The sequence below is a fragment of the Actinomadura rupiterrae genome (assembly GCF_024172125.1).
Classification (GTDB): Bacteria; Actinomycetota; Actinomycetes; order Streptosporangiales; family Streptosporangiaceae; genus Spirillospora; species Spirillospora rupiterrae.
This window is the reverse complement of record NZ_JAMZEA010000005.1, coordinates 22,276-36,304: the sequence shown is the minus strand read 5'-3', so window position 1 is coordinate 36,304 and position 14,029 is coordinate 22,276. Positions and strand designations below refer to the sequence as shown.

The window sequence follows — 14,029 nt, the reverse complement described above, 5'->3', positions numbered from 1 at the left end:
CACCGTGACGAGAGGGGCCGCGCCTTCCGGGCGCGGCCCCTTTTCGCCATGGACGGCCCGCTCGCTTGGTAAGGAACCCGGTGCCGGCCGGTAACCTCGGGGTATGTCGAGGTTGGAGTTCCGGGTCCACGAACTGACGGTCGGGCAGCTCGCCGAGCGGAGCGGGGTCGCGGTGTCGGCCCTGCACTTCTACGAGTCCAAGGGGCTGATCAGCAGCCGCCGGACGGCGGGCAACCAGCGCCGCTTCACCCGCGACACGCTGCGCCGGGTCGCGTTCGTCAAGGTCGCCCAGCGCGTCGGCATCCCGCTGGACCGCATCCGCGACGCCCTCGCCACCCTCCCCGAGGAGCGCACCCCCACCACCGAGGACTGGGCGCGCCTCTCCGAGACCTGGCGCACCGAGCTGGACGACCGCATCGCCCAGCTGGAGAAGCTGCGCGACGACCTCACCGACTGCATCGGCTGCGGCTGCCTGTCCATCAAGACCTGCGCCCTGGCCAACCCCTACGACCGCCTCGGCGACGAGGGTCCCGGCCCCCGCCGCCTGCTGGTCGAACGCCACCGCGACCGCCCCAAGAGCAGCGGCAAGGCCGCCGCGGCCGCCACCAACCCCTGCACCGACTGCCCCTGACCCCCGCCGCCCGCACGGCGCGGCTGTCTCGTCCGGGCGCGGTCGTCCCGCCCGCGTGGCTGCCTCGCCCCGCGTGGACGTCTCACTCGGTGCGGCTGCCTCGCTCCGCGTGGACGTCTCACTCGGGGCGGCTGCCTCGCTCTGCGCGACCGCGATCGCTCGCTCAGCGCGACCGCTCGCTCAGCGCGACCGCTCGCTCAGCGCGACCGCTCGCTCTGCGCGAACACGATCGCTCGCTCTGCGCGAACACGATCGCTCGCTCTGCGCGAACGCGATCGCTCGCCCAGCGCGACCGCTCGCCCAGCGCGACCGCTCGCTCAGCGCGACCGCTCGCTCAGCGCGACCGCGATCGTTTGCTCAGCGCGATCAACTTGCTGAGCGTGGTGGTCTCGCACGGCGTGGTCGTCTCGCCCGTCGCGGTCGTCTCGATCAGCATGGCCGTTGACCGCCGGTGGCCGTTGGGCCACCGGCGGGTTTGCGGTCGGGGGATCGGTCAGCGGACGCGGCGGCGGTTGCGGTCGTGGGGGTCGATGCGGCGCGGGATGGGCTCGCGGCCCGCGGGCTGGGACGGTGGGATGGGCGCGGGCTCCTGGACGATCCCGCGTTCCACCGGGTCCTTCTCCAGCCGGAACTCCTCGCCGTGGTGGGCGAGGACCAGGCCCGGGCCGTCCAGTAGCTCGTAGGTCGCCTGGTCGCCGGTGACCGTGACCTTGATCAGGTTCTCGCGGTAGCGCATCCGGAACGCCAGCCGGCTGATGCCGCCGGGCAGGCGCGGCGCGAACCGGAGCTTGCCGCGGCTGGCGCGCATGCCGCCGAACCCCGCGACCAGGGCCGTCCACGCCCCGGCGAGGGACGCGATGTGCAGGCCGTCGCGGGTGTTGCGGTTGAGGTCGTGCAGGTCCATCAGCGCGGTCTCGCCGAGGTAGTCGTGCGCGAGCTCCAGGTGCCCGCACTCGGCCGCGACGACGGCCTGCGTCTGGGCCGACAGGGACGAGTCCCGGACGGTCAGCGCCTCGTAGTAGGCGAAGTCGCGCGCCTTCTCCTCGGCGGTGAACAGCTCCCCGCAGAGGTGCAGCGCCAGGACGGTGTCCGCCTGCTTCACGACCTGCTTGCGGTAGAGGTCGAAGTACGGGACGTTCAGCAGCAGCGGGTACTGGTCGGGTTTGGTTGCGGCGAAGTCCCAGCGGGCGTGGTCGGTGAACCCGTCGCACTGGGGATGGACGCCGAGCCGCTCGTCATAGGGGATGCGCATGCGCTCGGCCGCGTCCCGCCAGGACGCCGCCTCCTCGGTGGTGACGCCCAGCCGGTCGGCGATGTCCGGGTGGCGCATGGCGGTGTCGGCGGCCTCGATCAGGTTCCGGCGCGCCATCAGGTTCGTGTAGACGTTGTTGTCGACCACGGCGGTGTACTCGTCCGGGCCGGTGACGCCGTCGATGCGGAAGACGCCCTCGACGTCGTGGTGGCCGAGGCCGCGCCACAGCCGCGCGGTCTCCACCAGCACCTCCAGGCCGACCTCGCGCTCGAACTGCTCGTCCTGCGTGGCGTCCAGGTAGCGGACGACCGCGTCCGCGATGTCGGCATTGATGTGGAACGCTGCGGTTCCGGCGGGCCAGTAGCCGGAGCACTCCTGGCCCCGGATCGTCCGCCACGGGAACGCCACGCCCGACAGGCCGAGCTGGGTCGCGCGCTCCTTCGCCAGCGGCAGCGTCATGTGCCGCCAGCCGAGCGCGTCCGCCACGGCGTCCGGGTAGGTGTAGGTGAGCACCGGCAGGACGAACGTCTCGGTGTCCCAGAACGTGTGGCCGTCGTACCCGGGGCCGGTCATGCCCTTGGACGGGATCATCCGGCGCTCGGCGCGCGCGCCCGCCTGGAGGATGTGGAACAGCGCGAACCGGACGGCCTGCTGGACCTCCGCGTCGCCGTCCACCTCGACGTCCGCGCCCTGCCAGAAGTCGTCAAGGAAGTCGCTCTGCTCCTTCAGCAGGCCGTCCCAGCCGGTCTGCCGCGCGGCCGCGAGCGCCCCGACGACCTGGTCGTTCAGCGCCGACCGGGACCGCTGGCTGGACCAGCCGTACGCCATGTACTTCACGACCCGCAGCTTCTGCCCCGGTTTGAGGCGGGTCGCGATGGTCAGGCGGCCGATGTCGGGGAGGCTCTCCAGCGAGTGGTCGGCGTCGTCCGGGCAGTCGAACTGGTGCGACATGCCCGCCGCCATCCGCAGCCCGCTCTCGCGCGTGCGGTGCACCAGGACGACCCGGTGCCCGTTCGACATGTGCTCCTCCGACACCAGCGGCGACTCCAGGATCGCGCTGGTCCGCGGGTCCTTGCCGAGGTCGGGCAGGCCCTCGTTGGCGACCAGCTCGCTCTGCAGGACGATCCGGACCGGGTCGTCCACCGCCTCGACCTCGTAGCAGATCGCCGCGACCGCGCGCTGCGTCAGCGACACCAGCCGGGTCGAGGTGATCTTGACGCGGCGGCCCGCGGGGGAGGTCCACTCCACGTCCCGGGACAGCGTCCCGGCGCGCAGGTCCAGGACCCGCTCGTGGAAGTGCAGCCGGCCGTACCGGACGTCGAACGGCTCGTCGTCCACCAGCAGCCGGATGACCTTGCCGTTGGTCACGTTGATCACGGTCTGGCCGGTCTCCGGCACCCCGTAGGCGGCCTCGGCCTGCGGCAGCGGCCGGCGCTCGTAGAACGAGTTCAGGTAGGTGCCCGGCAGCCCGTGCGGCTCGCCCTCGTCGAGGTTGCCGCGCAGGCCGAGATGGCCGTTGGACAGCGCGAACACCGACTCGCTCTGGGCCAGCCGGTCCAGGCGCAGCTCGGGCTCGCGGACGCACCAGGGCTCCACCAGGTAGTGCGGCCCCGTGGTCGCGGCTCGGATGTCCCGCTCGGTCACTGGTCCCCCTTGAGAAGTTCGGAGAGGTCGTCCACGACGGTGTCGGCCCCGTGCTCGCGCAGCCCGTCGGCGTGCGCCTCGTCCAGCCGGTTCACCCCGACGACGTAGGCGAAATGCCCGCGGCTGCCGGCCTGGACGCCGGCCAGCGCGTCCTCGAAGACCACCGCGCGGTCGGCCGGGACGCCCACGGCGCCCGCCCCGGCGAGGAAGGTGTCCGGGGCGGGCTTGCCCGGCAGCTGCCGCTCGGCGGCCACCACGCCGTCCACCACCGCGTCGAACAGGTCGGTGATCCCCGTGACCCGCAGCACCTGCCGCGTGTTGGCGCTGGACGACACGACGGCGGTCTTCAACCCGTCCGCGCGCGCCGCCCGGACGAACGCCACCGACCCGTCGAACACCCGGACGCCCTTCTCGTCGATGAGCTTCAGCACCAGCTCGTTCTTCCGGTTGCCGAGGCCGCGCACGGTCTCCGCGCCCGGCGGATCGTCCGGCGAGCCCTCCGGCAGGTGGATCCCGCGCGACTCCAGGAACGAGCGGGTGCCGTCCTCGCGCTTCTTCCCGTCCACATACGGACCGTAGTCGGCCCGGATGTCGAACGGTACGAACGGGCCGCCGTGGCGCAGCGCCCAGTCCTTGAGGAACCCGTCGAACATCTGCTTCCACGCGGCCGCGTGCACGGCGGCCGTGTCGGTCAGCACTCCGTCGAGGTCGAAGAGGCACGCCTCGACGCCCTCCGGCAGTCCCAGCATCTTTCCCCTAAGTGGTCCGGTTTCTTGATCGGCGCCTACCCCGTGGCCAAGTACATACCCGGAACAACGGGCTTCGCCGCCCGGTTGGCCGAACAGAGGGGTAGGACACCTGAAGCGATGCGGACGACGAATGAGGAAATCCAAGTGACCAGCAGTCAGAAGGCGAACATCGGCGTCACCGGTCTGGCCGTCATGGGCCGCAACCTCGCGCGCAACCTGGCGCGGCACGGGTACGCGGTCGCGCTGCACAACCGGACGCACGCGCGGACGAAGGCGCTCGTGGAGGAGTTCGGCGACGAGGGGACGTTCCTGCCCGCCGAGACGGCCGAGGAGTTCGTGGCGTCCCTGGAGCGGCCGCGGCGGGTCGTGGTGATGGTGAAGGCGGGCGCGCCGACCGACGCGGTGATCGAGGAGTTCGCGCCGCTGCTGGAACCCGGCGACGTCATCGTGGACGGCGGCAACGCGCACTTCCTCGACACCCGCCGCCGCGAGGCCGCGCTCCGCGAGCGGGGCCTGCACTTCGTCGGGACGGGCATCTCCGGCGGCGAGGAGGGCGCGCTGAACGGCCCGAGCATCATGCCGGGCGGCTCGGCCGAGTCCTGGGAGTCGCTCGGCCCGCTGTTCGAGTCGATCGCGGCCAAGGCCGACGACGGCACGCCCTGCACCACCCACATCGGCCCGGACGGCGCGGGCCACTTCGTCAAGATGGTGCACAACGGCATCGAGTACGCCGACATGCAGCTCATCGCCGAGTCCTACGACCTGCTCCGGCACGCCGGCGGCTACGAGCCGGCGGAGATGGCCGAGATCTTCCGGACCTGGAACGCGGGCCGGCTCGACTCCTACCTGATCGAGATCACCGCCGACATCCTCGCCTACCGCGACCCGGAGACGGGCCGCCCGTTCGTGGACGTCGTCCTGGACCAGGCCGAGCAGAAGGGCACCGGCCGCTGGACGGTCCAGACCGCGCTGGACCTCGGCGCGCCGGTCAACGGCATCGCCGAGGCGGTCTTCGCGCGGTCCGTTTCCGGCCACGCCGACCTGCGCGAGCCCGCGCGGACGCTGCCGGGACCGTCCCGCGCGCCCGTCGACGACCGCGCCGCGTTCGCCGCGAAGGTCGAGCAGGCGCTCTACGCGTCCAAGATCGTCGCCTACGCGCAGGGCTTCGACGAGATCCGGGCGGGCAGCGAGGAGTACGGCTGGGACATCGACCTCGGCGCGACCGCCGCGATCTGGCGCGGCGGCTGCATCATCCGCGCCAAGTTCCTGGACCGGATCCGCGCCGCCTACGAAGGCGACCCGGCCACGCCGACCCTGCTGACCACGCCCGACTTCTCGGGCGCCCTAGCCGACGCGCAGGACGCGTGGCGCGAGGTCGTCGCCACGGCCGTCCGGCTGGGCATCCCGGTCCCGGGCTTCTCGGCGGCCCTGGCCTACTACGACTCGCTCCGCGCCAAGCGCCTGCCCGCCGCGCTGATCCAGGCGCAGCGCGACTTCTTCGGCGCCCACACCTACCGGCGCGTCGACAAGGACGGCTCTTACCACACCCTGTGGGCCGAGGACCCGCGCTCGGAGGTCACCGCCTGACCGTCCGGGGGCTCGGGATGCCCGAGCCCCCGGATTTGCCCCGATTCCGGCGCGATGTGGTGTACATACGCTCTGTGGGCCAAGGCATGCCGATCAACCGCGACAGCTGGCCGGCCGACGGGCCGCTCCGGCGGCTTGTGGAGTTCCTGGACGGCGTCCATCGCGAGCACGGGATGCGAAGCCTCAGCACGGTGGCCTCCGCGATGGCCATGACGAGCAGGACGAACCTCAGCGACATCCTGCGCGGTAAGCGGCCGCCCGCCGACCACCGCCAGGCATGGGACCTCGTGCTGGCGCTCGGCGGCAGTCCGGAGCAGGCGCGCGAGGGCGTCGCCCTGTTCGCCGCCACCAAACCAGGCCGTCCCGACCAGCACCCATGGGCGCTCCGGGCCTCCGCCCACGAGGTCTGGACGCGGGTGGACGACGCGGACGCCTGCTCGCGCGCCTCGTCCATGGCCGGATTCCTCGGCGCCCTGGCGGACGAGGCCGCCGCCGGGCTCGCCGACGACCCGTGGCTCGACACCGGCCTCGGGCTGCGCATCACCGCGCGGGTCGAGGGCCTGCTGCGCGGGCCCCTTCGCGACCTGGACGCCCTGAGCCCGGCCGAGGCGTCCCTGCTCGCGCTCATCCCCTTGCTGCACCAGACGCACGTCCTGCGCGCCCTCGCGCGCCTGCGCCTCGTCGACCCGCTCGCAGTCTGCCCCACCGACAAACCGCCCTCTCCGCCGGCAGGCCCGCCTTCGCCTTCGTCGGCGCAGCCATCGCCCTCGTCGGCGGCGGCTGCGCCGGTGGCTTCGCCTTCGGCGGCTGCGCCGGTGGCTTCGCCTTCGGCGGCTGCGCCGCTGGCTGCGCCTTCGGCGGCGGCTGCGCCGGTGGCTGCGCCTTCGGCGGTGGGTTCGGCTGTGCCGTCGTCGGCGGCTTCGCTGTCGTCCGAGCGGCGCGCGTTCGAGGTGTTCCTGCGCGAACACCCTGAGCTGACGGCACGCGCTCAGGCGCCCGAACTTCCCGATCGGAAGAACGCGCGCGGGGAGATCGGCTGGTGGCTCTTCCACCGCTGGCTCGCCCGCTACCCGCGCCTCTACAACCTCTCGGAGATTCGCTCGCTCCTGGGTTCGGACGACCTTCTGGACGCCGAGACCGTCCAAAGGCTGCTGTACGCGCTGCGGCTGGACGTCTCCGAACTCACCTCCGACGACCGGGGCAAGGCGCTGCGCCGGGAGAGCCGGACGGCGGACGGCGAGCAGGTCGTCCGCGAGCAGCTCCTGGGACACGTCTTCGCCGTGGCGGCCGGCATGGCGATCGACCTGACGCGGCTGCCGGACGTGGTCGTCCGCCATCTGGGCATTCCGGGCGCGCTCGACCTCGCTGACCTGCGCAACAACGTGACCGGGCGCGTCCGCTGGATTCCCGGCCCGGACGCGCTGCTCCTTTCGGCGCGCTGCGGGCATCCGGCCGAGCTGGAAGGCTTGAACGGCTATGCGGCCCGCGTGGACGGCCTGCTCCACGCCGTCCGGCGGGCGGCGCGCAAGCACGCGCACCTGAGCCAGCTCGCCGCGCTCCCGTCCCGCGCGACCGCCGACGAGGTCACCGCCGGAACGGACGAGGAAGGCCGTCCGCTGTTCCAGGGCGTGAGCCGGTTCCGCCTGGACGAGCGGCGCGTCCAGGAGCTGCTGATGGGGGAGCAGCTCTACCAGGACCGGAGCCTGGCCGTCCGCGAGCTGTACCAGAACGCGCTGGACGCCTGCCGCTACCGGGAGGCCCGCATCGCCCACCTGCGCCACCAGGGCCTCTGGCTGGACGACTGGACGGGCCGGATCGCCTTCCGCCAGGGCACCGACGAGAACGGCCGCGCCTTCATCGAGTGCGCCGACAACGGCATCGGCATGACCGAGTCCGTGCTGACCGAGGTGTTCGCGCAGGCCGGAACCCGCTTCACCGACATGCCGGACTTCCTGGACGAAGCGGCCGAATGGGAGGCGGCCCGTCCGGCGGTGCCGTTCTTCCCGAACAGCCGGTTCGGGATCGGCGTCCTGAGCTACTTCATGCTCGCGGACGAGATCGAGATCACCACCCGTCCGATGGGCCGCCGCGGCGACCCGCAGCCCACCCTCAAGGTCTCGATCTTCGGTCCCGGCCACCTGTTCCGGATCGAACACGTCGCGCTCGAACGCTCACCCGGCACGACCGTCCGCCTCTACCTGCGCCCGGGCGATCGTTCGAACAGAAGCGAACATGAGGTCGACTGCATGGACGCCCTCAACGACTGGCTCTACATCGCCCAGTTCGACACCACCGTCACGCTCGACGGCGAACTCCGCGGGGACTGGCGCGCGGGCGAACTGGGCGGCAGCGGCGAGGCCGAGGCGGACGTCCTCGCGTCCTGGGCCGAGCCGGGCGGCGGAACGGTCACCTGGGTCCGGCGCGAGGGGGCCGTCCTCGTGGACGGCCTGCTGATGGAACCGCCGGGACGGACCATGCTCAGGGACCCTGCCAGGCCGCACGGCTTCGTGGTCAACCTGACCGGGACCCGCACCCCGCCCCGGATCTCGGTCGACCGGCGCAAGGTCCTGTCGGACATCTCCGCGGACGTCGAGGACCTGATCAAGCAGGCCGCGCCCGCGCTGGTCGGGCCGGACGCCCCGCCGCTCACCGCCGAATGGCTGTTCTGGCTCACCGACTTCAGCCCCCGGACGGCCGACACGGTCGTCGCCGCCGCCATCGAGGCGGGCGGCCGGATCGAGCACGGCGCGGGCGTCTGGGACGCGTCCCGGACAGGCTGCTTCATCCTCGACGCCCACCTGACCTGGAGCAGCCGGCGGCACGCGCCCTGGGACTGCTTCGCCGGAACCGGCAGGCCGGTGGTGTTCAGCCTCCACGATGTGGGAGAGATCTCCGACGGCGTCGTCCTGTGGCGGGTCCTGGCCCACGGGCTCGGCGCCGAGCTCGGCCTGCCCGGCCTCGACGACCTGCCCGACGTGCTCCCGGCCCTGCCCAGCGATGTGATCGTCCTCGGCGAGTACACCGGGACCCACTGGGGCGGGAACGGGACCTTCGCGGCCTGGAAGAAGCTCCACGAGGCGGCGCACATGGCGGAGATGGCCCCCCGCGACCTGCTCGAACGCGCGAAGGCCCTGCGCGCCCCCGAGCGCGGCCCCGCGGACCTCGCCGACATGCCCGAACCCGATCCGGGCCGTTGGAGCACCGAGCTGGTGATCAGCTCCGACCCGGAGACCGCCGCGCCGCTGCTCTCGGCGATCTTCGCGCACGGCGCCGATCTCGACGCGATCGGGCCCGCGCAGATCGAGACGCTCCGCGAACGCCTCTGGTCGTACGGGTGCTCCCGCCGCCGGACGGACGCGGACGAGGCATGCTTCGAGGGCCGGGTCGACCTGCCCGTCCTGCTCCGCGAGACGCCCGTCCCGCTCTTCTCGCAGATCGTCGTGGCCGCCTGGTTCGGCCTGAGCGTCGAACGTGTCCGAACCGTCCTGGGCTGGTTGGGTTTCAAGCCCGACCGGCGCGATATCCCGCAGTCCGCCGACCTCGTCCACAAGGCCAAGGAGATGTGGCGAACGTTCCGCGAAGACCGGGCGATCCGTCCGACCGGAATCTGCCGGGCGGCCATTGCCCTGGGCATCTCGCCCGCCGCCGTGGCCGAACTCCTCACCGCCTGGGACGTCCACGTCGGGTTCTCCCTCCCGGACGACCTGGAAGACACCGACCTCCGCCTCCTGGAGACCTACGCGGGAGTCCGTCCGGCGCCCCTGCCCGAAACCCGGCTGGAGCTCACCCGCGTCGTCCGCGCCGCCGAAACCGCCGGCACGACCGTCGAGACCGCCGCCCGCAGGCTCGCCGCCTACGGCTACCCGCCGCTCCCGAACGGCGTCCCCGAACTGGACGGCATCACCCGGCACATGATCGCCCATACCCTGCCCCTGAGCGGCCCGGACGGCCCGTTCACCACCGTGACCATGGCCGACCTCATCCGCATCCAGGCCGCCCAGGGCGCCGAGTTCGCCGAGACCGCCGCCCGCCTCGCCGGCTGCGGCTTCACCGTCCCCGACCTTGACGGGTGGGTCCCCGATCCCGACGACGTCCGTATCCTCCGCCGCGGTGCCGGGTCCTCCGGGGGGTGGCTGGACCGGGACCGCCCGGTCGGCCTCCTCCACCTCGTCCGCGCGGCCTGGGAGACCGAGCGGACCGTCCCCGAGATCGCCGGACGCCTCCGCCTCCTCGGCATGAACGTCCCGCCCCTGGACGAGACGATCAAGACCGCCCTGACCCGCGTCCCCCGTGCCGCGCCTGTGCCGTCCTGACCCCGTCCCCGCAGCTCACCCCTGTACCGCCGCACGCCACACCACCCCGGCACACCGCCCCCCCTCCCGCCCTCGTCCGCCCTGGCCCGACGCTGAAGCCGTCCGTCCTACCGAGCCAGGGAGCCCGAGATGACCCACGACCCGTCCACCTGGATCCCCGTGATCACCAGCGCCTGCGCAGTCGCCACCGCCGCCCTCCGCCTCGCCACTGCCGTGATCACCCGCCGCCGGAAGCGCGCACCGGAATCGGTTCCGGACGAGCCCGCCGGCCGGTGAGGCCGGAACCCAGCCGGGGACGGCCCGGTTGCGAGGCGGAGGGCCTGGTTGGGGGCGGATATGGCGTGGGCAGTGGGTTGTGAAGGGCAGGATGGTTACGTGAACCTTCTCGACCAGTTGCCTTCCGGGACCGACGCCGATGCCGACAGCCTCTTCGAGGCGTTCGAGAGATGGGTGTCGGGGCGGGGGATCACGCTGTACCCGGCGCAGGAGGAGGCGCTGATCGAGGTGGTCTCCGGGAACAACGTGATCCTGGCGACGCCGACCGGGTCCGGGAAGTCGCTGGTCGCGGCCGGGGCGCTGTTCGCGGCGCTCGGCCGGGACCAGGTCGGGTTCTACACCGCGCCGATCAAGGCGCTGGTGTCGGAGAAGTTCTTCGACCTGGTGGAGATGTTCGGCCGGGAGAACGTCGGGATGATGACCGGGGACGCCTCGGTCAACCCGGACGCGCCGATCATCTGCTGCACGGCCGAGGTGCTCGCGAACATGGCGCTGCGGGACGGCCGGGACGCCGACATCGGCGTCGTGGTGATGGACGAGTTCCACTTCTACGCCGAGCCCGAGCGCGGCTGGGCGTGGCAGGTGCCGATCCTGGAGCTGCCGCAGGCGCAGTTCCTGCTGATGTCGGCGACGCTCGGCGACGTGGAGTTCCTGCGCGCCGACCTCGCCCGCCGGACGGGCCGGACGACCGCGCTGGTCACGTCTGCCGAGCGGCCCGTCCCGCTGAAGTACGAGTACCGGATCACGCCGCTGCACGAGACGATCGAGGAGCTGCTCGGCGAGCAGAAGGCCCCGATCTACCTGGTGCACTTCACGCAGGCCGCGGCGATCGAACGAGCACAGTCGCTCATGAGCATCAACGTGTGCACCAAGGAGGAGAAGGCCCGGATCGCCGAGCTGATCGGCAACTTCCGCTTCACCACCAAGTTCGGGCGCAACCTGTCCCGGTTCGTCCGGCACGGGATCGGCGTGCACCACGCGGGCATGCTGCCGAAGTACCGGCGGCTGGTCGAGCGGCTCGCGCAGGCCGGGCTGCTCAAGGTCATCTGCGGCACCGACACGCTCGGCGTCGGGGTGAACGTCCCGATCCGGACGGTCGTGTTCACCGCGCTCAGCAAGTACGACGGGCACCGGGTGCGGCGGCTGCGGGCGCGCGAGTTCCACCAGATCGCCGGACGCGCCGGACGCGCCGGGTTCGACGTCGTCGGGTACGTCGTCGCGCAGGCCCCCGAGCACGTCGTGGAGAACGAGAAGGCCCTCGCCAAGGCCGGGGACGACCCGAAGAAGCGCCGCAAGGTGCAGCGCAAGAAGCCGCCGGAGGGCTTCGTCGGCTGGGACGAGGAGACCTTCGCCAAGCTCCAGCAGGCCGAGCCGGAGCGGCTGACGTCCCGGTTCCAGGTCAGCCACGCGATGCTGCTGTCGGTGATCGGCCGTCCCGGCAACGCGTTCCAGGCGATGAAGCGGCTGCTCACCGACAACCACGAGGACCGCTCGGCCCAGCGCCGGCACATCTCCCGCGCCATCGCGATCTACCGCTCGCTGCTCGCCGGCGGAGTCGTCGAGGCCCTGGACGAACCGGACGAGCAGGGCCGCTACGCCCGCGTCGCCGTCGACCTCCAGGAGGACTTCGCGCTCAACCAGCCGCTGTCGGCGTTCGCGCTCGCCGCGTTCGAGATCCTCGACCCGGTGTCCCCGACGTACGCGCTGGACGTCCTGTCGGTGATCGAGTCCACCCTGGACGACCCGCGCCAGGTGCTCGCCGCGCAGGAGAACAAGGCGCGCGGCATCGCCGTCCAGGAGATGAAGAGCGAGGGCATCGAGTACGAGGAGCGCATGGAGCTGCTCCAGGACGTCAGCTACCCCATGCCCCTCGAAGAGGAGCTGGAGGCCGCCTACGAGGTGTACCGGGCGGGCCACCCGTGGGTCGGCGACCACCCGCTCAGCCCGAAGTCGATCGTCCGGGACATGTACGAGCGGGCGATGACCTTCACCGAGTACATCGGCCACTACGAGCTGGCCCGCACCGAGGGCCTGCTGCTGCGCTACCTGTCCGGCGCGTACAAGGCGCTCCAGCAGACCGTGCCGGAGTCGATCAAGAACGACGACCTGATCGACCTGATCGAATGGCTCGGCGAGCTGGTCCGGCAGGTCGACTCCAGCCTGCTGGACGAGTGGGAGCAGCTCGCCAACCCGTCCGACGAGGACCTGGCGACCGCGATCGAGGAGAAGGTCACCCGCGTCACCGCCAACACTCGCGCGTTCCGCGTCCTCGTCCGGAACGCCCTGTTCCGCCGGGTCGAGCTGGCCGCGCTGGAGCACTACCGCGAGCTGGGCGAGCTCGACCCGGACTTCGGCGCGGACGCCTGGGCGGACGCGATGGACGCCTACTTCGAGGAGCACGACGAGCTCCTCACCGGCCCGAACGCGCGCGGCCCCAAGCTCCTCCAGATCGAGGAGGTGCCGGAGGACGAGCTGTGGCGCGTCCGGCAGGTCTTCGACGACCCCGAAGGACACCACGACTGGGGCATCTCGGCCGAAGTCGACCTCGCGGGCTCCGACCAGGCCGGCGAGGCCGTCATCCGCGTCACCGCCGTCGACCGCCTCTGACACCTCTTTGCCCTTTCCGGACGAGGGTTAGGTAGCGCCTTGGCAACGGTGTGCGGGTTCGGCGCGTCCGGATGGTTGCGGAGGGTGACGATGAGAGGGTGCCCCTCTCCGATCACGACTACCTTCCCCCCGCCGGACGGCACCGCGCCGCGCCCGTCCCGCCGAGCCTTCTGAGCCGGCTCAAGGCGCGCCCGCGCTGGCTCGCCGCGGGAGTGGCCGCCGCCGCGCTGACCGGCGGAGTCGCGGCGGCCGTCCCCTGGGCGCCTCCGGCCCGTCCGGGCGCGGCCGGACGCCTGGTGACCGGCCCCGGCCAGTGGACGACCCGCCCCCACCGCCCCGTCGTCCCCTTCCCCATCCCGCACCCCGAAGCATCCGAGACCGGCCCCCCACGACACCCCGGACCGCAGACCTCCGCTTCGCCCCCCACCGCAAAACCTCCGACTTCGTCCCCCGAAGAACCACCCACCTCGCCCGGCGGGGGCAGCGCTTCGCTCTCCCCAGCGACACCCCGCTCCGCCCCACCGGGCGCCGTATCGTCCACCGGCAAAAGCACAACCAAAGGATCTGGCTCATCCCCGGGCCAGCCCCACCCCCACGCGACCCACAACGAGCCCAGAAAAGGAAGCACCTGGGTGCGCTCCGAATGCACCCACCGCTTCCCAACCGACCCCCGCCGCCGCCACGCCTGCGAACTCTTCCTAACCCGCTTCCTCAACCACTGAAAACCCAAAAGCCCCACCCACAACCACCCCCCCAAACGCACCCCCTGCGCACCTTGGCCCCTGCGCGCTTTGGCCCCGCGTGCCTGGGCTCACGCATGCCTGGGCCCCGCGTGCCTGGGCCTTCGCAAGTCCCCCTTGAACGCGCGACGTAGCCTTCTACGCACTTCCCATCCGCGCGCTCGGTTCCGCGCTCGTCCTCTCTGTACGCGCGAGTTCGCCCTCTACACGCTCCCCATGCGCGCGCCTTG

General features: G+C 72.1%; 7 protein-coding genes. 5 read left to right on the top strand and 2 right to left on the bottom strand.

What is annotated here, in order from left to right; genetic code table 11:
* Window positions 1-103: 103 nt before the first annotated feature.
* Complete coding sequence (soxR, locus tag FHU30_RS17140; RefSeq protein ID WP_253876908.1) at window positions 104-631, top strand: redox-sensitive transcriptional activator SoxR; 528 nt, start codon at window positions 104-106, stop codon at window positions 629-631.
* A 493-nt stretch (window positions 632-1,124) separates the two neighbouring features.
* Here the strand turns inward: soxR and FHU30_RS17135 are convergent, their stop codons facing one another.
* On the bottom strand, window positions 1,125-3,527 hold the full coding sequence (locus FHU30_RS17135) for a glycoside hydrolase family 65 protein (RefSeq protein WP_253876906.1): 2,403 nt from the start codon (window positions 3,525-3,527) through the stop codon (window positions 1,125-1,127).
* On the bottom strand, window positions 3,524-4,276 hold the full coding sequence (locus FHU30_RS17130) for an HAD family hydrolase (RefSeq protein ID WP_253876904.1): 753 nt from the start codon (window positions 4,274-4,276) through the stop codon (window positions 3,524-3,526). The genes FHU30_RS17135 and FHU30_RS17130 overlap by 4 nt, the downstream gene beginning before the upstream one ends.
* A 144-nt stretch (window positions 4,277-4,420) precedes the next feature.
* Between FHU30_RS17130 and gnd the strand changes: the two genes are divergently transcribed.
* From gnd to FHU30_RS17110, 4 genes are all read left to right on the top strand, one after another.
* Window positions 4,421-5,863, top strand: a complete 1,443-nt coding sequence (gene gnd / locus FHU30_RS17125; protein WP_308211322.1) for an NADP-dependent phosphogluconate dehydrogenase — start codon at window positions 4,421-4,423, stop codon at window positions 5,861-5,863.
* An 86-nt stretch (window positions 5,864-5,949) separates the two neighbouring features.
* Window positions 5,950-10,176, top strand: coding sequence for a wHTH domain-containing protein (locus tag FHU30_RS17120; protein WP_253876902.1), 4,227 nt, complete (start codon window positions 5,950-5,952; stop codon window positions 10,174-10,176).
* 129 nt (window positions 10,177-10,305) lie between these two features.
* On the top strand, window positions 10,306-10,452 hold the full coding sequence (locus FHU30_RS17115) for a hypothetical protein (protein ID WP_253876900.1): 147 nt from the start codon (window positions 10,306-10,308) through the stop codon (window positions 10,450-10,452).
* Between the two features lie 99 nt (window positions 10,453-10,551).
* Complete coding sequence (locus tag FHU30_RS17110) at window positions 10,552-13,059, top strand: DEAD/DEAH box helicase (protein WP_253876898.1); 2,508 nt, start codon at window positions 10,552-10,554, stop codon at window positions 13,057-13,059.
* The last annotated feature ends 970 nt before the right edge of the window (window positions 13,060-14,029 follow it).

Excerpts from the sequence above, each read along its gene's own strand:
- soxR (WP_253876908.1), top strand. The coding sequence starts at position 104 with ATGTCGAGGTTGGAGTTCCGGGTCCACGAACTGACGGTCGGGCAGCTC.
- FHU30_RS17115 (WP_253876900.1), top strand. The coding sequence starts at position 10,306 with ATGACCCACGACCCGTCCACCTGGATCCCCGTGATCACCAGCGCCTGC.
- FHU30_RS17120 (WP_253876902.1), top strand. The coding sequence starts at position 5,950 with ATGCCGATCAACCGCGACAGCTGGCCGGCCGACGGGCCGCTCCGGCGG.
- FHU30_RS17130 (WP_253876904.1), bottom strand. The coding sequence starts at position 4,276 with ATGCTGGGACTGCCGGAGGGCGTCGAGGCGTGCCTCTTCGACCTCGAC.